Source organism: Bradyrhizobium sp. sBnM-33 (genome assembly GCF_032917945.1).
GTDB lineage: Bacteria > Pseudomonadota > Alphaproteobacteria > Rhizobiales > Xanthobacteraceae > Bradyrhizobium.
Window position 1 is genome coordinate 8267453 of the sequence record NZ_CP136624.1, and the last position, 20197, is coordinate 8287649.

At 63.5% G+C, this 20197-nt stretch carries 22 protein-coding genes; 3 read left to right on the top strand and 19 right to left on the bottom strand.

Annotation, left to right across the window (positions count from 1 at the left end; all coding sequences use genetic code 11):
* Positions 1-22: 22 nt before the first annotated feature.
* The 17 genes from RX328_RS38805 to RX328_RS38885 all read right to left on the bottom strand — a co-directional run bounded on the left by RX328_RS38805 (position 23) and on the right by RX328_RS38885 (position 14117).
* Positions 23-760, bottom strand: a complete 738-nt coding sequence (locus tag RX328_RS38805; protein ID WP_213247022.1) for an ABC transporter ATP-binding protein — start codon at positions 758-760, stop codon at positions 23-25.
* Complete coding sequence (locus RX328_RS38810) at positions 750-1484, bottom strand: ABC transporter ATP-binding protein (protein WP_213247020.1); 735 nt, start codon at positions 1482-1484, stop codon at positions 750-752. The genes RX328_RS38805 and RX328_RS38810 overlap by 11 nt, the downstream gene beginning before the upstream one ends.
* The gene (locus RX328_RS38815) at positions 1481-2446 is read right to left on the bottom strand and encodes a branched-chain amino acid ABC transporter permease (protein ID WP_213247018.1); all 966 of its coding nucleotides are present in this window, start codon (positions 2444-2446) and stop codon (positions 1481-1483) included. Before RX328_RS38815 ends, RX328_RS38810 begins: the two co-directional genes overlap by 4 nt.
* A complete protein-coding gene (locus RX328_RS38820; RefSeq protein ID WP_249726072.1) occupies positions 2443-3309 on the bottom strand; it encodes a branched-chain amino acid ABC transporter permease in 867 nt (288 codons plus the stop codon). The genes RX328_RS38815 and RX328_RS38820 overlap by 4 nt, the downstream gene beginning before the upstream one ends.
* A gap of 51 nt (positions 3310-3360) precedes the next feature.
* The gene (locus tag RX328_RS38825) at positions 3361-4605 is read right to left on the bottom strand and encodes an amino acid ABC transporter substrate-binding protein (RefSeq protein WP_213247015.1); all 1245 of its coding nucleotides are present in this window, start codon (positions 4603-4605) and stop codon (positions 3361-3363) included.
* Between the two features lie 81 nt (positions 4606-4686).
* Positions 4687-5628: a dioxygenase gene (locus tag RX328_RS38830; protein WP_213247013.1), complete on the bottom strand. Its 942-nt coding sequence runs from the start codon at positions 5626-5628 to the stop codon at positions 4687-4689.
* 232 nt (positions 5629-5860) lie between these two features.
* The gene (locus tag RX328_RS38835) at positions 5861-6157 is read right to left on the bottom strand and encodes a hypothetical protein (RefSeq protein WP_247510414.1); all 297 of its coding nucleotides are present in this window, start codon (positions 6155-6157) and stop codon (positions 5861-5863) included.
* 130 nt (positions 6158-6287) lie between these two features.
* Positions 6288-7292: a WD40 repeat domain-containing protein gene (locus tag RX328_RS38840; protein ID WP_213246986.1), complete on the bottom strand. Its 1005-nt coding sequence runs from the start codon at positions 7290-7292 to the stop codon at positions 6288-6290.
* A gap of 10 nt (positions 7293-7302) precedes the next feature.
* Entirely contained in the window at positions 7303-8352 is a 1050-nt protein-coding gene (locus RX328_RS38845) for a CobW family GTP-binding protein (RefSeq protein WP_213246985.1), read from the bottom strand.
* A 55-nt stretch (positions 8353-8407) separates the two neighbouring features.
* On the bottom strand, positions 8408-9277 hold the full coding sequence (locus RX328_RS38850; RefSeq protein ID WP_213246983.1) for a metal ABC transporter substrate-binding protein: 870 nt from the start codon (positions 9275-9277) through the stop codon (positions 8408-8410).
* A 2-nt stretch (positions 9278-9279) separates the two neighbouring features.
* On the bottom strand, positions 9280-10149 hold the full coding sequence (locus tag RX328_RS38855) for a metal ABC transporter permease (protein ID WP_213246981.1): 870 nt from the start codon (positions 10147-10149) through the stop codon (positions 9280-9282).
* The gene (locus tag RX328_RS38860; protein ID WP_213246979.1) at positions 10149-10904 is read right to left on the bottom strand and encodes a metal ABC transporter ATP-binding protein; all 756 of its coding nucleotides are present in this window, start codon (positions 10902-10904) and stop codon (positions 10149-10151) included. Before RX328_RS38860 ends, RX328_RS38855 begins: the two co-directional genes overlap by 1 nt.
* A gap of 2 nt (positions 10905-10906) precedes the next feature.
* Positions 10907-11092, bottom strand: coding sequence for a hypothetical protein (locus tag RX328_RS38865; protein WP_249726045.1), 186 nt, complete (start codon positions 11090-11092; stop codon positions 10907-10909).
* Positions 11093-11703: 611 nt separating this feature from the next.
* On the bottom strand, positions 11704-12207 hold the full coding sequence (locus RX328_RS38870; RefSeq protein WP_213246977.1) for a hypothetical protein: 504 nt from the start codon (positions 12205-12207) through the stop codon (positions 11704-11706).
* Positions 12204-12800 carry a permease gene (locus tag RX328_RS38875; RefSeq protein ID WP_213246975.1) on the bottom strand — a complete coding sequence of 199 codons (597 nt, stop codon included), beginning with the start codon at positions 12798-12800 and terminating at the stop codon, positions 12204-12206. Before RX328_RS38875 ends, RX328_RS38870 begins: the two co-directional genes overlap by 4 nt.
* A gap of 148 nt (positions 12801-12948) precedes the next feature.
* A complete protein-coding gene (gene crcB / locus RX328_RS38880; RefSeq protein ID WP_213246973.1) occupies positions 12949-13323 on the bottom strand; it encodes a fluoride efflux transporter CrcB in 375 nt (124 codons plus the stop codon).
* 191 nt (positions 13324-13514) lie between these two features.
* The gene (locus RX328_RS38885; protein WP_213246971.1) at positions 13515-14117 is read right to left on the bottom strand and encodes a superoxide dismutase; all 603 of its coding nucleotides are present in this window, start codon (positions 14115-14117) and stop codon (positions 13515-13517) included.
* Between the two features lie 178 nt (positions 14118-14295).
* Between RX328_RS38885 and RX328_RS38890 the strand changes: the two genes are divergently transcribed.
* The 3 genes from RX328_RS38890 (at position 14296) to RX328_RS38900 (ending at position 16833) form a co-directional block, all read left to right on the top strand.
* On the top strand, positions 14296-14835 hold the full coding sequence (locus RX328_RS38890; RefSeq protein WP_213246969.1) for a GNAT family N-acetyltransferase: 540 nt from the start codon (positions 14296-14298) through the stop codon (positions 14833-14835).
* An 87-nt stretch (positions 14836-14922) separates the two neighbouring features.
* Complete coding sequence (locus RX328_RS38895) at positions 14923-16308, top strand: MATE family efflux transporter (protein ID WP_213246967.1); 1386 nt, start codon at positions 14923-14925, stop codon at positions 16306-16308.
* Positions 16309-16389: 81 nt separating this feature from the next.
* A complete protein-coding gene (locus RX328_RS38900; RefSeq protein ID WP_213246965.1) occupies positions 16390-16833 on the top strand; it encodes a DUF2147 domain-containing protein in 444 nt (147 codons plus the stop codon).
* 208 nt (positions 16834-17041) lie between these two features.
* Here RX328_RS38900 and RX328_RS38905 read toward each other — a convergent pair whose 3' ends face one another.
* On the bottom strand, positions 17042-18196 hold the full coding sequence (locus RX328_RS38905; RefSeq protein ID WP_213246963.1) for a DUF3095 domain-containing protein: 1155 nt from the start codon (positions 18194-18196) through the stop codon (positions 17042-17044).
* A gap of 85 nt (positions 18197-18281) precedes the next feature.
* Positions 18282-20150: a molecular chaperone HtpG gene (htpG, locus tag RX328_RS38910; protein ID WP_213246961.1), complete on the bottom strand. Its 1869-nt coding sequence runs from the start codon at positions 20148-20150 to the stop codon at positions 18282-18284.
* Between the last annotated feature and the right edge of the window lie 47 nt (positions 20151-20197).

Here is a 20197-nt window from a genome sequence, read left to right on the forward strand (position 1 = left end):
GTATGGCTATGGCGCGGCGGCGTCACGCAACGCCGCCGAGATAGAGCCGCTTGACGATATCGTTGGCCTTCAATTCATCGACCGACTGCGCAGCTACCGCGATCTCGCCGTGGACGATGATGTAGCCGCGGTCGGCGATCCGGATCGCCTGGTTGAAATTCTGCTCCGCCATCAGCACCGTCAACCCAACACGCTGCTTGAGCTCGCCGATCTTGGCAATGGTCTGCGATACCAACAGCGGCGACAGCCCGACAGACGGCTCGTCGATCAAGAGCAGCCGCGGCGACGACATCAGCGCGCGCGCAATCGCCAGCATCTGCTGCTGCCCGCCGGACATGGTGCCAGCGAGCTGACTACGTCGCTCCTTCAGCACCGGAAACGTGTCGAAGACGAGCGCGAGATTCTGCTGGATGGCGCTGCGGGCCATTCTCCTGAACGCGCCGAGCATCAGGTTTTCCGTCACCGTCAGCTTGGGAAACAGCCGCCGCCCCTCCGGCACCAGCGCCACGCCGAGATCGACGATCGCCTCGGGCGAAAGTCTTGTCAGGTCATGCGCCACGCCGTCGATCGAGAGCGCAAGCCGGCCGCTGTCCGGGCGCACCAGGCCCATGACGCACTTCATCAGCGTGCTCTTGCCGTTGCCGTTGGTGCCGAGCAAAGCCACGGTCTCGCCGGCCTCGACATGCAGTGTGACGCCGCGCAGCGCCTTGACGGCCCCGTAGCCGGCATCGAGGCCTTCGATGGCAAGGCTAAGTGCCAAGGTAGGCCTCCTGCACCCGCTTGTTGGCCATCACCTCGCCGGGCGAGCCGAGCGCGATGATCTTTCCGGCGTCGAGACACATCACCCGTTCGGAGAAACGCATCACCGCCTGCATGATGTGCTCGATCATGATGATGGTGATGTCTTCCTCGCCAAGGCTGATCAAGAGATCCAGCACCTCGTCGACCTCGGAGGACGACAGCCCGGCCATTGCCTCGTCCGAAATCAGAAGCTTCGGGCGAACCGCCATCGCGCGGGCGAGCTCCATCTTGCGCAGCTCCACCTGGCTCAGCGTATTGCTTGGCGCCGCCGCCTTCGAGGCGAGTCCCATCCGCGTCAGGATCGACATCGCGACGTCTTCCTCCGGCAAGCGCGAATCGATCGAAGCGAAGTCGAGCCCGACCATGAGGTTTTCCAGCACGGTCATGCTCCGGAACGGCCGCGGAATCTGGAAGCTGCGGGCGATGCCGCGGCGCGCGCGCAAGTGCGGCGGCAATTGCGTGATGTCCTCGCCGCAGAACACCACGCTGCCGGCCTGAGGCTTCAACGCCCCGGAGATGCAGTTGATCAGCGTGGTCTTGCCCGAGCCGTTCGGGCCGATCAGGCCGAACCGTTCGCCCTTGCTGATGTCGACGCTGATATTGTCGAGCGCGGTGAAGCCGCCGAAGGTCTTTGTTAGGGTTCCCACTTGCAGCAGGGGTGCATCGGCGGCTGCTGTATTCATTGCTTGCCTCCCGCGCGCAGACGATAGCGCGGCCGCAACAGCCCAATGATGCCCTTCGGCGCGCTGACCACGAACAGCACCAGCATGATGCCGAGCACCAGCACGTTGACCTCAGAGGAGATGGTCACGGCGAGAAGCTGCTGCGTCGAGCCGAGCAGGATGGCGCCGAGCACCGGGCCGATCCAGTGCGCGGTGCCGCCGATCAGCGCCATTGCCAACGCCGACACCGAGTAGCTCAGGTTGAACGCCGAGGATGGATCGGCATATTGCAGGTACATGGCGGCGGGCGCGCCGGCCGCGGAGATCAGCCCGCCCGAGATCATGCAGGCGATCAGTTTCAGCTTCAAGGTCGGCACGCCCGTGCATTCGGCCGCAAGCTCGTCGTCCCTGAGCGCCTGCAGGCCGCGGCCGATCCGGGAATTCTGGATGTAGCGCGCGATCGCAACGGCGATGACCGCCAGGATGGCCTGCACGAAGAACAGCATCTTCACGTAGCTGTCGAACGGCGCCATCACCGGCGGCCGCTGGATCTGGATGCCGGCCGCGCCGCCGACGAACCGCCAATTCATCACAAAAGTCTCGATGATGATCGCGAGCGCAATCGTCGCGATCGAGAAGAAGATGCCGCGCATCCGCAAGGTGAGGAGACCAACGCCAAAGCCGAGCGTCATGCCGACGACGGCGGCGGCGGCGATCTGCACCACGAGCGGCGCGCCCGTCGCCTTGAACAAGGCTACCGCCGTGTAGACGCCGACGCCGAAAAACGCGTTAGTGCCGAAATTGACGTAACCGGCGTAGCCGCCCAGAATGCTCCAGGCAACCGCAAGCGCGATGAACTGCAGGATGACGTAGCCGGCAAAGAACGGATACTCGTTGCGGACGATCTGCGTCATCGCCAACACGGCGACCAGGAAGACGGCGACGGCGGCCCAGAATGCGATGCTGTGGCTGCGCTTGTTCATCGGCCGAGCAGACCTTGCGGCCGGACGGCGAGCACGCCGAGCAGCATTGCGAACGAGATCGCCGGCGCCCAGGAGGCGCCGAACAAGGTCAGCACGATGGATTCGGCGACGCCAAGGATGATGGCGGCGATCAGCGTGCCGCTGATGCTGCCGAGCCCGGCCATGACGACGACGCAGAAGGTCCGCCCGATATAGGCGCGATCGAGCGTCGGCTCGACCGGCGCCACGATGATCAAGAGCGCGCCGGCGATGCCGAGCACGGCGGTGGCGATGCCGAAGGCAAATTGCTTGATGCGGACCGGATTGGCGCCCATCAGCCGCAGCGCTTCCTCGTCCTGCGCAACCGCGCGGATCGCACGGCCCATGAAGGTTTTCGACAGATACACGGCAAGTAGCACCGTCAGCGCCAACGCCACCGCGAAAGCGACCAGTTGCCGGATCGGTATCCGAAACTCGCCAAACCGCCACGACTTGCCGATATAGGTCGCGGAAACCGAGCGCTGGTCGACGCCGAATTGCAGGATGATCAACACCTCGATGATGAAGGCGATGCCGAAGAAGAAGGCGATGCCGCGGACGGCCGCATCACTGCCGCGCCGCTCGAAGGTTTCGTAGTAGACGCGGTAGGCCAGCAGGCCGAACACGAAAAACAGCGGCGTGAGCGCGAGCCCCGCGAGCAGCGGGTCGATTTCGTAGCTCTCGTTGAGTTGGTACACGCCGTAGGAGGCCAGCACCAGGAACGCCGGATGCGCGACATGGGGAACGTCGAGAAGTCCGAATGAGACGGACAAGCCGACGCTGACGGCTGCATAGAAGCAGCCGAGCAGCACCCCGAGCACCACTGCGCCAAGCAGCAGGTCCATCGAAAACAAATTTAGATCCCCCTCGGCTCCGAGCCGGAAAAGCCACGAGGCCTAGTTGCGTGCCGCCTCGAAGGGACTGATGAGTTCTCCGGTTCTCAATTTATCAGGGAAGAGAATCACCTGCTTGCCGGAGGAGCGGAACTGTTCGATATCCTTATCCTTCACACCGCGGAACTGGGCCTGCAGCGTCGCCGTTTCCTTGCGCTCGCCATCGGCTGAAAAAGCGATCGGCCCGACGATGGTCTTGTGCTCGTTCTCGCGCAGGTATTTGGCAATAGCCTTCTGATCGAGCGACTTGGTCGCGCCGACCGCCGCCTCGATCATCTGGCCCATCGCATAGCCGAACGGCGCCAGATAATAGCCGAGCGGATCGACCTTGGCTTCGATGGCACGCTTGGTGTACTTGTCGAAAAATTCCTTGGTGCCGTCGAAATACATGCTCTTTTCCGGCAGCCAGGTATTGTAGTTCACGACGCCGTTGAGCAGCGAGCCGAGGTTCGCCATCACGGCTGCAAATTGCAGGCCGACCATGCCGCCGCCGAAAATCTTGACGCTGTCGCCGATCCCGATCTCGTTCACGGCGCGCAGGATGCCGGCCGAATCCGGCGGATAGGATGCGACATAGACGATGTCGGGCTTGGCCGCCTTCAGCGCGCGAATGATCGACGAAAATTCAACGGTGTTCGGCGGGTAGACCTGATCGAAAACGATCGGGATATTGCGCTTCTTGGCGACGTCCCGCGCGGTGAGCGCGAGGTTCTGGGCGAATTCCTGATCCGCCGTTAACAGCGCCATGTTCTTGCCGCCGGCCTTTTGCGCCAGATCGAGGAACGAGGCCGCCCAACTATCGGCCGGCCCCCACGGCGCGTTGTTGAACCACATGTCGTGGCCGACCTTGCTGTTCACCTGGAACGAGAAATTGCCCATCAGCAGCAGGCCGCGCTGCTTGACGAACGGCATGATCGGCGCGGTCGGCACAGTTGCATAGGGCGCGAACAGGAGATCGACCTTGTCGACGTCGACCAGCTTGGCGTAGATCGCCGGCGTCTCCGATGCGCTCGACTTGTCGTCATAGACGACCAGTTCGACCTTGCGGCCGAGCAGCCCTCCCTTGGCATTGACGTCGTCGCGCCAGATCTCGATGCCGAGCAGCGACGCCTTGCCGCCGCCAGCGAGGCCGCCGGTCTGCGGCATCGACATGCCGATCTTGATCGGCGGCTGCTGGGCAAGAACGCTCGACCCGTGCCCAACCACCGCAACAGCCATTGCGCCGCCCAGGAATGTTCTGCGTTTCATCGATTCCCCCTATGTCGTTGTGTTTCTGCGTGCGCCGGATCTTCGCCCGGCTGCGGTGAAGTGGATCGTATCAGGCTCGGGCTAGCCGCCGGCACCCGCCGGGGCAGGTTCGCTTTTGGCTTGTTTCATGATCGCCGACGGATCGGCGCCGACGCGCCCGCTGGTCTTGTCGGCGGCGCTTTCGCGCGACAGCCGCATGTCGAAGCGGATGCTCGGCATACCCTTGATCGGGCAGTCGGGATCGTTTGCGACCACGTCGACGGCAAGATCGCCCGACGAGCCGAACACGACATCATCGGCGAGATGGGGATCGTCACGCAGATAGAGCGCCGTGACCAGTTCGCGATAGCCGGCTGCACCGACCAGGAAGTGAATATGCGCCGGCCGCATGCCATGCCGCGCCTGCGCCTTCACCATGGCGCCGACCGGGCCATCCATCGGGATCGAATAGCCGAGCGGCTTCACGGTGCGCAGCACATAGAGGCCATTGGCATCGGTTGTGAACACGCCGCGGTAGTCGACCGAGGTCGCGCTGGCCTGGATGTCGTAGAGGCCGTCGGCGCCGGTCTGCCAGATCGAGACGGTGGCGTTGGCGACAGGCTTGCCCGCGGCATCGGTGACGCGGCCGTACAGCACGCATTCGCTGCCGGGCTTCGGGTTCTTGGCGATCGAACTGCCGGCTGCAAGCGTCGGCGTGGCCTCGCGGTAGAACGGGCCGAGCAGGCTGGTGTGGGTGGCTTCCTCAAGCGCGGTCGCGTCATGCAGCCCGTTGACGAGCGCCGAGAGACCGAGGGTATCGGATAGCAGGATGAATTCCTGTCGTTCCGGCGAGCACATCTTGCCGGCGGCGGTCATGAATTCGATGCCCTTGATCCATTCCGCGGGCGTCAGGTTGACCTCGCGGGCGAAGGCATGGAGGTGTTTTACCGCCGACGCCATGATCTCCTTCAGGCGAGGGTCGGGCGTCGTCGCCATCTGGTCGAGCACGGCGTCCGTGATCGTTTCCGGCGTTAACTCACGCATGCGTCACTCCCTGAGCTGCCGGCAGTTATTCGACCTGCCGGCTGTTTTGCAGCAAGCCTAACCGCTTGTTGGGGATCAACACAAGGCGTTCGAAGGCGAGGCCTGCGCCCTCTCCTACGAATTGATACGGGCGCCTAGGGTCACATGGCCCGCACATTCTCGCGTCAAAACGAACGCGGCGGGCTTCAGCCCACGATTTTGCGATTGCACAAATGGCGCAACGGCAGTGGGATCATTTTTCGCGCATCGGTGGCGCAACCTTCTCCGGTGGCGCCGGCGGCAGTGCGGGCTGAGCGCCTGCCTTCTGCGCATCGGGGTCGGGGCGGGCCGGCTGCGGCGGAATGTCTGATGGCCTTTGCCCGGTCGTGCCCGGTTCGGGCGGCGCGGGCGGCTTCGTTTCCGCGTCTGGCGTCGATTGCGTCGGCGGCGTCGCCTGCGCGACGTGCAAAGAATCGCGCGCCACGATCTCGCTCAGCGACAACGCCGAAATGATTAGCCCGACCGCGATCAGCGTGGACGCGGCCAGCATTTCCCTTCGGTATTTGCGTTGACGGGCATCGGCAGGCATATCGTTGGACCCACAAAATGGTTCGTGGGCTCAACGGCCGGCAAGACGCATAGTTCCGCGGGGAACCTGCTTCGTAGCCTGGCCGGGACGCCTAGAATTCCAGCATCCCGGCGTCGCCGTCCTCAGTGCCGAAGGCCAGCAGCGTGCCCTTCGCGTTCCAGGCCAGAGCCGAGACCGGCTCGCTGCCGTTGCGGCGCACCAGAATTTCCGCGCCGTCCTCGAGCCGCACGATCAGCACGGTGCCGTCGCTATAGCCTGCAGCCATGATGTCCTGCTTCGGATGACAGGCGACCACGGAAACGCGCGCCTGCAGCGGCGCCAGCATCGCCGGCTCCTTGCCCATCGGACCGTCCTTGCTGGCGAACGGCCAGATGATCACGGTATCGGCGCCGGAGGTAGCGAGCCCCTTGCCGCCCACGCTCCACGACATCGAGCGGACGCGGCCGGGATAGCCGCTCATCCGCATGTGCCTGTTATCGGCAAGCCGCCAGCCATGCAGCGCCGGCTCATGCATGGCGGTGACCAGGAATCTGTTGTCGGGGCTGAAGGTGACGGCAAGATGCGAGCCGGCCCATTCCAAAAATTCCGGCTTCGCGGCCATGTTGGGAAACCACAGCGTCACGCCGTTGTAATGAGCGACCGCCACGCGCAGACCCTTCGGCGCAAACGCCAGCCCGCCGACGGTCGACGGCGCGTCAAAAGTCTTCTCCTCGCCCTTGTCGCTGCGGACGAACGCCGTCTTGCCAGCCGACCAAGCAAACGCGCCATCGGAATGCAGCGCGACATTGTCGATCCAGCGCCGCTTTGCATCGGTCGCAAGCACCGACGTCTCACCCTTTGCGTTCAATGCAACGAGTTTGCCGTCGTCGCCACCGGTGACGACGCGCTTGCGATCGGACGCGGTGCAGAGGATGGCGCCGCCGTGCACGTCCAGACGGGAGGTTTCGCCGGTGGCATCGGCCATCGCGATTTTTTCCTCGGCACAGACGAAGGCGGCGCGCTCGCCGAGAAAATGCACGGCGGAGACGGGTGCACCGACCGCGACGGATTTCACGCGATCGGTCAGGGATGCAATGGTGAGCTGTTCGGAAGACATGTTTTCCGTCTCACGCAGCAATGCAGCTTTCGAAACCTTCGCGGATTGTCTTTTCCGGCAATTCGCGGCCGATGAAGACGACGCGGCTTTCGCGTGGCTCGCCTTCCTTCCACTTCCGCTGATGATCGCCTTCCAGCATCATGTGCACACCCTGGAACACATAACGGTCGTCGTCGTCGGTGAAGGAGAGGATGCCCTTCGAGCGTAGGATCTTCTGGCCCTCGGTGGCGACGAGGTTTTGCAGCCACGGCATGAATTTGGTCGGGTCGAGCGGCTTGTCCGACCGCAGCGACAGCGATTGCATATCCTCGTCGTGGTAGTGCTTCAATCCGCCATGGCTGTGGCCGTGATGGTGATCATGGCCATGATGGTGATCATGATCATGATGGTGATGATCGTCGCCGGCATCGAGGAATTCCGGCTCAATCTCCAGAATGCGATCGAGATCGAACGCACCGCGTTCCAGCACGTCTGATAGCGCGACCTTGCATCGCTCGGTGCGGTGCAGCTTTGCATATGGATTGATGCCGCGGATCCGCGCCTCGACCTCGGCAAGCTCCGGCTTGGAGACGAGATCGGTCTTGTTCAGCACGATGACGTCGGCGAAGGCGATCTGGTTCTTGGCTTCCGGCGCATCCTTGAGACGATCGCTCAGCCATTTGGCGTCGGCCACCGTCACCACCGCATCGAGCCGCGCGTTCCTCTGCACATCTTCGTCGACGAAGAAGGTCTGCGCTACCGGTGCCGGATCGGCCAGGCCGGTGGTCTCGACGATGATGGCGTCGAACTTGCCCTTGCGCTTCATCAGGCCGTCCATGATGCGGACGAGGTCGCCGCGCACGGTGCAGCAGACGCAGCCATTGTTCATTTCGAACACTTCTTCGTCGGCGCCGATGATGAGATCGTTGTCGATGCCGATCTCGCCGAATTCGTTAACAATGACGGCGTACTTCTTGCCGTGGTTTTCCGACAGGATGCGGTTGAGCAGCGTGGTCTTGCCGGCGCCGAGATAACCCGTCAGCACGGTCACTGGAATTTTCTGGGACGAAAGTTCAGACATTAATGGCTCCGGAGCGGAAATGGTTTTGCGCACCGGCAGCAGGGAGGCCCCTGCCCTATGGGCTCAGCGCGCTGGTCAGGGCCTTTATATTGTGCCTGACCATCGCAATGTAAGTGGGAGAATCGCCCTTTTCGCCGGTCAAGCTGTCGGAATAGAGCGTTCCGCCGACCTTGGCGCCGGTCTCGGCCGATATCCGGCTCATCAGGCGGGGATCGCTGATATTTTCGAGAAAAACTGCCGGTATTCTGGCCGCCCTGATCTGGGTGATGATCTTTGCGACATCGCGGGCACTGGCCTCGGATTCGGTCGATACACCGACCGGCGCAATGAATTCGATGCCATAGGCGGCGGCGAAATAACCGAACGCGCCGTGGGTCGAGATCACCTTGCGGCGCCCTTCTGGAATCTTGGCGATCGCCTCGCGCACCTCGCGGTCCAATGCGTCGAGTTGCGCCAGATAGGCGCTGGCGTTGGACTTGAAGATTTCGGCACTGGCGGAATCGGCGGCCACCAGCGCGTCGCGGATATTGGCGACGTAGATCTTGGCGTTGGCGACAGATTGCCAGGCATGCGGATCAGCTTCCGAGCCGAGCTTGAGCGGCGTAACACCGGTAGTCGTAGTTACGACGGTCGCCTTTCCGCCGGCGGATTTGACGAGCCGCGATAACCAGCCCTCGAACCCAAGACCATTGACGAACACTAGCTTTGCACCCGCAACCCGTTTGGCGTCCGAGGGCGCCGGCACATAAACATGCGCATCGCTGTCGGGCCCGACCAGTGTGGTGACCTCGACGCGATCGCCGCCGACCTGGCGGACGAAATCGCCGATGATCGAGAAGCTCGCGACGACATTGAGGCGATCCGCGGCGCGGGCCGGGCCGACGAGCGCGAGCACGGCGAGAGCGATGAACAAGAGCCGGATCATGACTACGCCTCGAGATGCCGGCCGGGAAACATCTGCCGGACCAGGCCGCTGACGGGACCGAACAACAGCGAGACCACATACAGCGCCGCGGCGATCAGAATGACCGCGGGTCCTGAGGGAATTTTGGTCTGAAACGACAGCACCAGTCCGGCATAGCCCGAGACAATCGCGCTTGCGACCGCGATGCAGATCATGCCAGTGATGTCGCGCGACCAGAACCGGGCGATGCCGGCGGGCAGGATCATCAGGCCAACGCCGAGCAAGGTGCCGAGGGCGTGAAAGCCGTTGACCAGGTTGATGACGACGAGCGCCAGGAACGCCAGATGCGCGGGCGCGCCGGCGCGAGAGACAGTGCGCAGGAATAGCGGATCGACGCATTCGATCACGAGGGGACGGTAGATTACCGCCATCACCAAGAGTGTAATCGTGGCGTTGAAGGCGATCACCAGCAGCGTCTGATCATCCATCGCGAGGATGTTGCCGAACAGCACGTGCAGCAAGTCGATATTGGTGCCCTTGATGGAAACGATGGTAACGCCGAGCGCGAGCGACACCAGATAGAAGGTCGCGAGCGAGGCGTCTTCCTTCAGCTCGGTGTTGCGCGCGACGAGGCCGGCGAGCAGTGCGACCGTAAAGCCCGCAATCAATCCGCCCGTCGTCATCGCGAACAGGTTCAGCCCCGAGACCAGGAAGCCGATCGCAGCTCCCGGCAGGATCGCGTGCGCCATGGCGTCACCGACCAGGCTCATCCGCCGCAGCATCAGGAACACGCCGATCGGCGCGGCGCCGAGCGCGAGCGCGATCACGGCGGCGAGCGCGCGGCGCATGAACTCGAATTCGATGAAGGGCGCGAACAGCGCGTCGTACAGCATCAGGCCGCCCGTGATGGCATATCGGCGGCGCAGGCTGCGGCGCTGTCGTCGAAGGCTTCGCACATCTTCATCGCCACCAGCAGGTTTTCCGGTGTCAGCACGTCGGCGGTCGGCCCCCATGCAACCGGCCCCCGCGCCAGCAGCAGGGTTTCGGGGAAGTGGCTTCGCACCATCTCCAGATCGTGCAGCGCCGCCAGCACGGTGCGCCCCTCGCCATGCCAGCGTCTGACCAGCGCGATCAGGTCCGCCGACGTCTTGGCGTCGATGGCGTTGAACGGCTCATCCAAAACGATGAGGCGCGAATCCTGCAGTAGCACCCGCGCAAACAGCATGCGCTGCATCTGGCCGCCGGACAGCGTGCCGATCGAGCGGTTTTCAAAACCGTTGAGCCCGACCGCGGCGAGCGCCGCCAGGATTTTCTCGCGCGCGACCTTGCCGATGCCGCCGAACGGGCCCGTCGAACGCCACAGGCCGCTGCCAACGAAATCGAACACCGAGATCGGAAAGCTGCGGTCGATGTCGACGCTCTGCGGCAGATAGGCGATGTCCCTGCTATCGAGACCGCCGAGATCAATCGCGCCGGACAGCGGCTTGAGGATGCCGGCCACTCCCCGGAACAGCGTCGACTTGCCGGCGCCGTTCGGCCCGATCACCGCCAGCAGCGCACCTTCCATCACCTCGCCATTGAGGTGGTGCACCGCCGGGTGGCGATCGTAGCCGAGCGTGACGTTTCGGAATTTGATCTGCACGGTCATGCTCACCTCATCGCCACCAGGACAACGGCCCACAGACCGACGCTGACGGCGAACGCTGCCGCAAGGCGGGCTGACACGGTCATCCGCAGGATCGACCAGGGCGCGGCCTGCGCCGGATGCGGCGTCGCCGGACCGTGGCTGTGGGCGTGAGCGTGATGCGCGTGGTCGTGAGAGTGAGCGTGAGGCATGGATCGACGTTATAATATAACATTACGGGAGTCCACGAGGGGCGTGGCCGCAAACCGGTGTTCTCAAAGGGCACCGTTTGTCATGCCGCGGGGCGCGCCCAGCAATCGAGCTGACCTACAAAGAGGCCGCCAACCGAGGCGACCCCTGTCATAAGGTCTTTAAATAGGTTTGCTTGTGTTTTCGCTGGCCGGCTATGGCCGCTGTCCTGGGGCAGGACGATTAATGTGGCCGGCAGGGGCCGTCTGAATTTCAGAGCAAGGCAGGCGGTCCCGCTAAGCCCTCAAGCTTCGAGTGGAAGGCTGGATCGTGAGGCGATAGGCAACGAGCGTGCGGCCGTCTGTTGCCTCCAGCGCCATATCGCAGACGGGACAGCGATACTCGCCCTTGGTCCCTCGTTGTGACGAAAGCTCAAGCCGCCTGAATCCGGCCCCGCAGTTGGAGCAGGTCACGTCGCCCTTCTTCATGTACACCCCTAGATTGGCTGATCCGCCCCAGCGGGGTCAGTCTTAGCCGATATTCACGGACAGAACCAGTTCATCATCCGGTGAATTGCGGGGGTTCTGCCGGTCTATGGTTTATGGTTATATCGATAACACCTTGAGCGTGCACATCACGGTTTGCCGATCACCATCGCGATCGCGGCGGCGAGAAACGGGAACGGCACTGACACCGCGGCACGAAACCAGACGAAGCGGGCCGGCATGAAGGGGATTTCCCAGAGGATCATGCGCTGAAAGGCGAACAGCGCCCAGGCGACGACATAGGCGATCACCTGCGGCGGGCCGCCGCCGACTTTCAGGGCCACCGCGCCGATCGAAAAGCCGACCACCGGGCCTCCGGGCGTCGCCGCGCCCGCGATGACGGCGGTCAGGACGCCGAGCCAGCCGCTGTCCGGGCCGAGCCAGCCGGTGATGACTTCCGGCGGGATGACGGCGGCGATGTAGCCCGAACCAATCACGCCGAGCGCAATGCGCGGCACGATGTTGATGAAGTCCATCGAGCCTTCGCGCACCGACGACACCAGCACGACGCGGCCGCGCCGCCACGCCATAAAACCGAGAATGGCAACCGAGCCCCACAGGGTGATGTCGATGATCAGCGCCGAGGCGGTCATTCGGACGGCTCGCCCTTCGGGTACATCCGCACGAAGACGACGCGGCCGAGCCAGCCGGCCAGTACCGGGATCGGCAGCGAGATCACAATGCGCCACAGCGTGAAGTCGGTGCCGAGAATCGGCAGCTCCCAGGCGACCGCGCGGCCGTAACCGATCAGCGTCCAGCTCACCACCATCGCGATGGTGGCGCCGAAATCGGCGCCGACGGTGAGCAATGCCGCCGCCACCGGATAGGCGGTGAAGGGGCCGCCCGGCAGGATCGCGCCGAACGCCGTTCCGATCAAAAGTCCCTTCAAGCCCGATTCCGGACCGAGCGAACGCGAGACTTTGTCGTGCGGCAGAATTTCCGCAATGAATCCACCGAGCAGGCAGCCGGCCAGCACGCGCGGGATGATTTCGCCGAACAGCCAGAGGTCATGGGTGAGGATATTGAGCACGCCATCGATGCCGTCGCGCCGCCATACCAGTACGGCGCAGATCGCGACGAGCGCGCCGATCACGATCATCGACCAGCCGACCGGCTTGCGGGCACGCCGTGGCTTCGGCTCGGCGTCGTCGGCTGGCGCCGGGTCCTTTAGCGGAGGTTCTGACAAGGCTGTGGGTTTGGCGGGTGAAGCAGATCCATTCTGCTTAGTCCCGCACGTGTGGCGAAGCAAACGGAAGCTCGCGCGATACCCATGCGCTTCTCAAGGACGCCCATGCGAGGACGTCACGCAGCCCGTGTTCGTACGGGCGATTGGTTCAGGCGAACTGCCGCACCAGTGCAAGACCGCCGAACAGCCCGGCAATCGAGAGCACGACGGAGCCAGCCACGTAAAGCGCCGCGAGCCCAAGCTCGCCGCGCTCGTAGAGCAGCGCGGCATCGAGCGAATAGGCCGAGAACGTGGTGTAGCCGCCGAGGACGCCGGTCATCAAAAACAGCCGCCAGGGCTGCGAGGCCTCGCCCTTGAAGGCGAGATAGCCCGCGATCAGCCCCATCGCGGTCGAGCCGCTGATGTTGATGATGAAGGTGCCCCAGGGAAATCCGGTGCCAAGGCAGCGGGCGCAGGTGATATTGATGAGGTGGCGCAGCGTCGCGCCAAGGCCGCCGCCAAAAAAGACCAAGAGATAGCTCATCTCAGCAATTTTCCATGATCGGCGACATCCCGGCAAAATGCTTGTGCCGCACGGGAGCCCTCCCTGCAAGGTTCGAAGGTACTGCGCCAACGAAAAGGGGCGGTAGCCGCACTACCGCCCCATGGATAGTCACTCCGCGGTCATTCCGGGGCGACGCGTCAACATCGAACCCGGAATGACGATGTTAGACTTCAGGCTCCGGCCTTGCCGAACAGCTCGTCGACGTAGTCCCAGTTGATCAAATTATCGCAGAACGCCTTCAGATAATCGGGACGGCGATTGCGATAGTCGATGTAGTAGGAGTGCTCCCAGACGTCGCAGCCGAGAATCGGCGTCGCGCCATAGACCAGCGGGCTCTCGCCGTTCGCGGTCTTGGAGATTTCGAGCTTGCCGTTCTTGACCGACAGCCAGCACCAGCCGGAGCCGAACTGGCCGACGCCGGCGGCGGCGAAATCAGCCTTGAACTTGTCGAGACCGCCGAGGTCCTCGTTGATCTTCTTCTCCAGGCGGCCGGGCAGCTTGCTGCCGCCGCCATTCGGCTTCATCCAGTTCCAGAAATGCAGGTGATTGTAGTGCTGGCCGGCATTGTTGAACACGGCCGGATTCTTGCCGAACGAACCCTTGACGATCTCCTCCAGGGACTTGCCTTCGAATTCAGTCCCCTTGATCGCGTTGTTTCCGTTGGTCACGTAAGCTTGGTGATGCTTGTCGTGGTGGTATTCCAGCGTTTCCTTGGACATGTGAGGCGCAAGGGCGTCGTGGGAATAGGGCAGATTGGGCAGCGTGAAGGTCATGGGGTGATGTCCGAACTGATGGGAGACGTGGTCTGGTCTAACGGGAACTCTTATAGAAGGTTCCATTGCGCATAAACACCGCAATTTGGCAAGAACGGCAGGGCTTCCGGTAAAGCGTTCCGCGTCCCGCGTATGACGGGCATGGCAGCCGCAAGCGTCAGCGCTGTATGGTGATGAAATGAGCATCGAGATCGACGTCCTGAACGGGGACTCCTCATGGCCACGGGCTGAACCGCTGATGCAGGCGGTATGGCCTCGCGAAGTCGTCGAAAAATTGTCCTGGGGCCACGTCAAATGGGCCGACGCCGATCTGCGCGTGCTGATTGACGCACCCGAGGATACGGAGAGGCCGGGTCTGGCCTGCCATGTCGGCATCTATTTCCGCACCGCGACCTGGGATGGGCACAAGGTCCAGATCGGCGGCATCGGCGGCGTCTCGACGCGGGAGGATTGCCGGGGACGCGGCTATGCCACGCTCGCGCTCAACGCCGCGATCAGGACCCTGCGCGATCACGAAGCGGTGCGGTTCGCGATGTTGTTTTGCGAGCCCCACAATGAAGCATTCTATCAGGCGCGCGGCTGGCATGCGTTCAACGGCGAGGTCTATGCCGAGCAGCCGGAGGGAAGAATTCGCTTCGAGGCCATGGCACCATACGTGTTCGATTTCACCCGCAAGCCGCGCGACGGAATAATCGACCTATGCGGCCTGCCATGGTGACCCGTGCACCAGCGCGGGTGGCTTGCGCCAGTCAAGGCCAATAACATGTCATCCGTAATCTAATTCGATTTGGATCACCGGTGACGCATGACCATTGACGCCCCGCTCGACATGCGTCCCACTGCCGCCGTTCCGCCCGCGCTGACCAACGCGCTGCTCACCTCGCCGATCCTGCCGACGCTATTGAAGCTCGCGCTTCCCAATGCGATCGCCATGGTCGGCACGACGCTGGTGGCGGTCGCCGAGACCGCCTATATCGGCCGGCTCGGCACCGAGCCGCTCGCCGGGATAGCGCTGGTGTTTCCGTTCGTCATGCTGACGCAGATGATGTCGGCGGGCGCGATGGGCGGCGGCGTTTCCTCCGCCATCAGCCGCGCGATCGGCGCAGGCGACCGCGACCGCGCGGCGACGCTGGCGCTGCATGCGGCGATGATCGGCGCCTGCGCCGGAATCTTTTTCACAGTGATGATGCTGGCCTTCGGCCGCGCATTTTACACGCTGCTCGGCGGCAGCGGCGGCGTGCTCGAACAGGCCATGCAATATTCGCACGTGCTGTTCTCCGGCGCGATCGCGATCTGGCTGGTCAACACGCTGGCTTCGGTGGTGCGTGGCACTGGCGACATGCGGATTCCGTCGGTGACACTGATCGGCACCGCGCTGGTGCAGATTGCCGTCGGCGGCGCGCTGGGCCTCGGGCTGTTCGGCCTGCCGAAATTCGGCATGGGCGGCGTCGCCGCGGGCCAGCTCACCGCTTTCACGCTCGGCGCGATGTTTCTTGCCTGGTATCTCGTCAGCGGCCGCAGCCGGCTGACGCTGAACTTCGCGGGCTTCAAATTCCAGCGCGCCATGTTCTTCGACATTCTCAAGGTCGGCGCGGTGTCCTGCCTGGCGCCGCTGCAAACCGTGCTGACGGTGCTGATCTTCACCAAAATCCTGGCCAGTTACGGTGCCGAGACGTTGGCCGGTTACGGCATGGGCTCGCGGCTGGAATTCTTGCTCACGCCGATCGCATTCGCGTTCGGCGTCGCCTCGGTGCCGATGGTCGGCATGGCCATGGGCGCGGGCCTCGTGACGCGCGCGCGCCAGGTGGCCTGGATCGCCGGCGCTGCGGCCGGTATCACCGTGGGCGCCATTGGGTTGATCGTCGCGGCAAAACCGTCGCTCTGGATTTCGATGTTCACCAGCGATCCCGGCGTTACGGCCGCAGCCCACGCCTATTTTACCTGGGCAGGCCCGGCGTTCGCCTTCTTCGGCCTTGGCGTGTGCCTCTATTTCTCTTCGCAGGGTGCCGCAAAGGTCGGCGGTCCCGTGATGGCCGGCACCGCAAGATTGCTGATGGTCGGAGGCGGCGGCTGGTGGTTGGCCTCCATGGGCGCGCCGGCATCAGCCTTGTTCGCACTGGTCGGCGCAGCGATGGTCGTTTACGGCGTCGGCACGGCGCTGTCGATCCGTCTGACCCGCTGGGGCAAATGATAACGACAAGTTGCACTCAATCCGACGTTGCACAAATCTGATTTGTTGCTATGCAGGCCTCCTTTTTCGAAGGAATGATTCATGGCTTGCAAAACGGCTTTCATCATCGCGATCTCGGCGGCATTGCTGGCCGCGCCATCCGCCTTCGCGCAAGGCGCAGGCGAACCGACCGGCGTCTGGCTGACGCAGGCGGGCGATGCCAGGGTGAAGATCAGCAAATGCGGGGGTGGAATTTGCGGCGTGATCGTCGGGCTGAAGGAGCCGATCGACCCGGCCACCGGCAAGCCTCAGGTCGACGACAAGAATCCGAACCCGGCGCTAAAGAAGCGGCCGATGATCGGCCTTCCCCTGTTCAGCGGCATGAGCCTCAGCGGTCCCAACAAATGGTCGGGCCAGATCTACAACGCCGATGACGGCGGCACCTACGCCAGCAGCGTCTCGGTAACAGGCGCAGACACGCTAAAGGTCGAAGGTTGCGTCGGCGCGCTCTGCGGCGGCGAAAACTGGACGCGCGTGGGGCGGTGAACTGGATACGTTGATACTGCCGATGCGGCGCGAGCCCCCACCCTAGCCCTCCCCGCAAGTGCGGGAGAGGGAACGCATCTCGCTCGCGGCGACGGCTCTCTCCAAGCAACGGCTAGACTCCCTCTCCCGCTTGCGGGGGAGGGCTGGGGTGGGGGTGCCGCCGCATATTCGATCGGCAGATGGATCCGCAAATTCTCGCGCGGTTCTTCTACGCCGCCATCGCTTTCAGCGCTGACGCCGCCGACGCGTAGCCGCCGCGGGCGCCGTCGATGAAGTGGACGTGATCGCTGCGCATCACCGAGGGCGCGAAGCAGGTCATCATCGCTGCGTCCTGCCGGTGCAGGCCGTAGCGGACGATCTTGGCTGAAGCCGCCTCTGCCAGAAGCTCCGTCAGCGCCTGCTCCAGCTCTTCCGTGCAATCGAGGATCATCCGCAGGCCGTCGTCATATTTGCGGAAGTCGGAATTCTCCACCACCTGCTTCACGTAGTTCTTCGGCACGAAATTGCCTACCTTGATGCCGAATCGCATCACCACATAAGCCCACAGCGTGAAGGCAAGCACGACGGTGCGTCGCTTCAACAGGGGCCCGCCGCGCGCGGCGCGCGCCTCATATTCAACGCCGGCCGGCGGCCAGCGCAGCGGCGGCCCATCTGGTGGCACCGGCCGGCCCGCATCCGGGCTCTGCTCGACCAGCTTGATGACATCCTCGATCACCTTGCGGAAGGCGTGTGGATCGGCGCCCTTGGCCGGCACTACCAGCACCGACAGAATGAGCCCGCGAGAGGAGGGAATTTCCTCGAACCGGCACGACAGCCCGGACAGATCGGGCTGCGTTCCCGGCTTCGCCGGCGGAACGGCGAATTCGCCCCGCTTCATCGCGGCATCCGCCCATCCCAGCCCGCCGCCGGAAAACATCGCATAGGACAGATTGGACGACGGCCCGAAGCGGGCGACTTTGATATCGAGGCCCTGCGCGCGGATATCCTTCACCGGCACCAGCGCCACCCGCATCATCAGATCGAGATCAGCCTTGACCCAGGCCGCGGTCGCCGCCAGCGCCTCGCGGGCGGGCGCAAGATCGGCCGGCGACACCGCAAAGCTCGCACCATCGCCGCCGAACACGAACGGAAACTCGCGGCCATCAAGCGCATTGGTCACGGCCGCAATCACGGCGGCGCCAGCCATGTTGACCGCCTTGTAGCGCTGATTGGCAATCGCCTTGGTCGACTCGACGATGTCGGCGACACCGACGGACCAATCATCAGGCAACGGCGTATACAGCGCCGGGTCCATCAGGCTGCCGAAGCCGCGAAAGACCGGGATCGCGCCGTAGAAAATGTCGGTGCCGTCAGACGTCGTCATGGCGATCTGGGCTACTCCGCGTTCGCGCCTTTCCTAGCAGATACGGCCAGTTTTGGAATCCGGTTCAGGCGCGCGGCAGAACGTCCTACCCTTTCGCGATCCCGCGCAGCACCAACTGGTTGAGCCGGTTGGCAAACGCCGCCGGGTCTTCCGGCAACTCGCCGTCGAGGATCTGCGCCTGCTCCAACAGCAGGAACGACAGGTCCCTGGCCGCGTCCTTGTCGCCGGCGATTGCCGTGACCAGGGGATGGCGCATGTTGATCTCGAGGATCGGCTTGGTGGTCGGCCCCTTGTTCTGCATTGCCAGCAGCCGCTCGAGCATGCGGTCCTGTGCGCCGCCGCCGGCGACGAGGCACGACGCGCTCGAGGTCAGGCGCTGGGAGGCGCGCACGTCGGAGACGCGTTCGCCGAGCGCGTCTTTGATCAGCGCGATCGTCGTGGCTTCATCGGCGCCGGCTTCGTCCTTCTTGTCCTCAGCCTTTTCATCCAAAAGCGGGATCAGCCCGAAATCGATATCGCCCTGGCTTAAGGACTTCAGCGGCTTGCCGCCGAAATCGAGCGACGCGGAGGTCCAGAACGCGTCGACCGGATCGGTCAGCAGCAGTACCTCGATGCCGCGGGCCGTTGCAGATTCAAGCTTCGGATTCGACTTCAGCCGTTCGACGCTCTCGCCGGTGAGATAATAGATGTCGGTCTGGTTCGGCCTGAGGTCGTCGACATAGTGCTTGAGCGAACGCTTCTCGCCTTTCGTCGTCGTGAAGCGCGACAATGCGAGCAGCTTCTCGCGGCGCTCAAAGTCCTCCCAGATGCCTTCCTTGATCACAGGGCCGAACGCGTCCCAGATCTTGGCGAACGCTTCCGGCTCCTTTTCACCGAGGCTTTCCAGCTCCGATATCACGCGGCCGGTGACGGCTTTTCGAATTTGCGCGAGCTGCGGATTGTTCTGCAGCATCTCGCGCGAGATGTTGAGCGGCAAATCCTCGCTGTCGATCACGCCGCGGATGAAGCGCAGATAGGCCGGCAAGACATCAGCGTCGTCGGCGATGAAGACGCGGCGGACATAAAGCTTGACCTTGCCCTTGCGTGCCTGGTCGAACAGGTCGAACGGCTTTGTCGACGGCGCAAACAGCAGCACCGCGTAGGACTGCCGGCCCTCTGCACGATAATGCAGCGTCATCGCCGGTTCGTCGAATGCGCCGGCGACCTGCTGATAGGCCTGTTTGTAGTCCTCCGGCTTGAGCTCCGATTTCGGCCGCTGCCATAGCGCGCTGGCCGAATTGATCTGGCGCGGCTCGCCCTCCTCCGGCACCAGTTCGATCGGAAACTGGATGTTGTCGGACCAGGCGCGGACGACACGTTCGATCTCGTAGGTCTCGAGATATTTTGATGCGTCCTTCTTCAGGTGCAGGACGATCTCGGTGCCGCGCGTGACGCGCTCGGCGTCCTCGTCGCTGGCAGCAGCGATTTCAAATCCGCGGCCGCCGGAAGACGACCAGACGAAGACCTGATCGGAACCGGCGCGACGGCTGGTGACGACGATGCGCTCGGCAACCATGAAGGCCGAATAGAAGCCGACGCCGAACTGGCCGATCAGATTGGCGCCGTCTTTGGCCTCGGTGAGGCGGGAGAGAAACGACTTGGTGCCGGAGCGCGCGATGGTGCCGAGATTGTCGATCAGCTCCTGGCGGTCCATGCCGATGCCGCTGTCGATGACGCTAAGCGTATTGGCCTTTTTGTCCGGCGCGATGCGGATCTTGGGCGGCGCGCCGTCGGCGATCAGCTCGGGCGCTGAGATCGCCTCATAGCGAAGCTTGTCGCAGGCGTCAGACGCATTCGAGATCAGCTCGCGCAGGAAGATGTCGGTCTCCGAATAGACCGAGTGCACCATCAGATTCAGAAGCTCGGCGACCTCGGCCTGGAACGGCTGGGATTCGGGGGCAGTGGTGGTCGTCATGCAGGGGCTCACCGGAAACAGGTGGGTGGGAAAGCCCTGATATAACG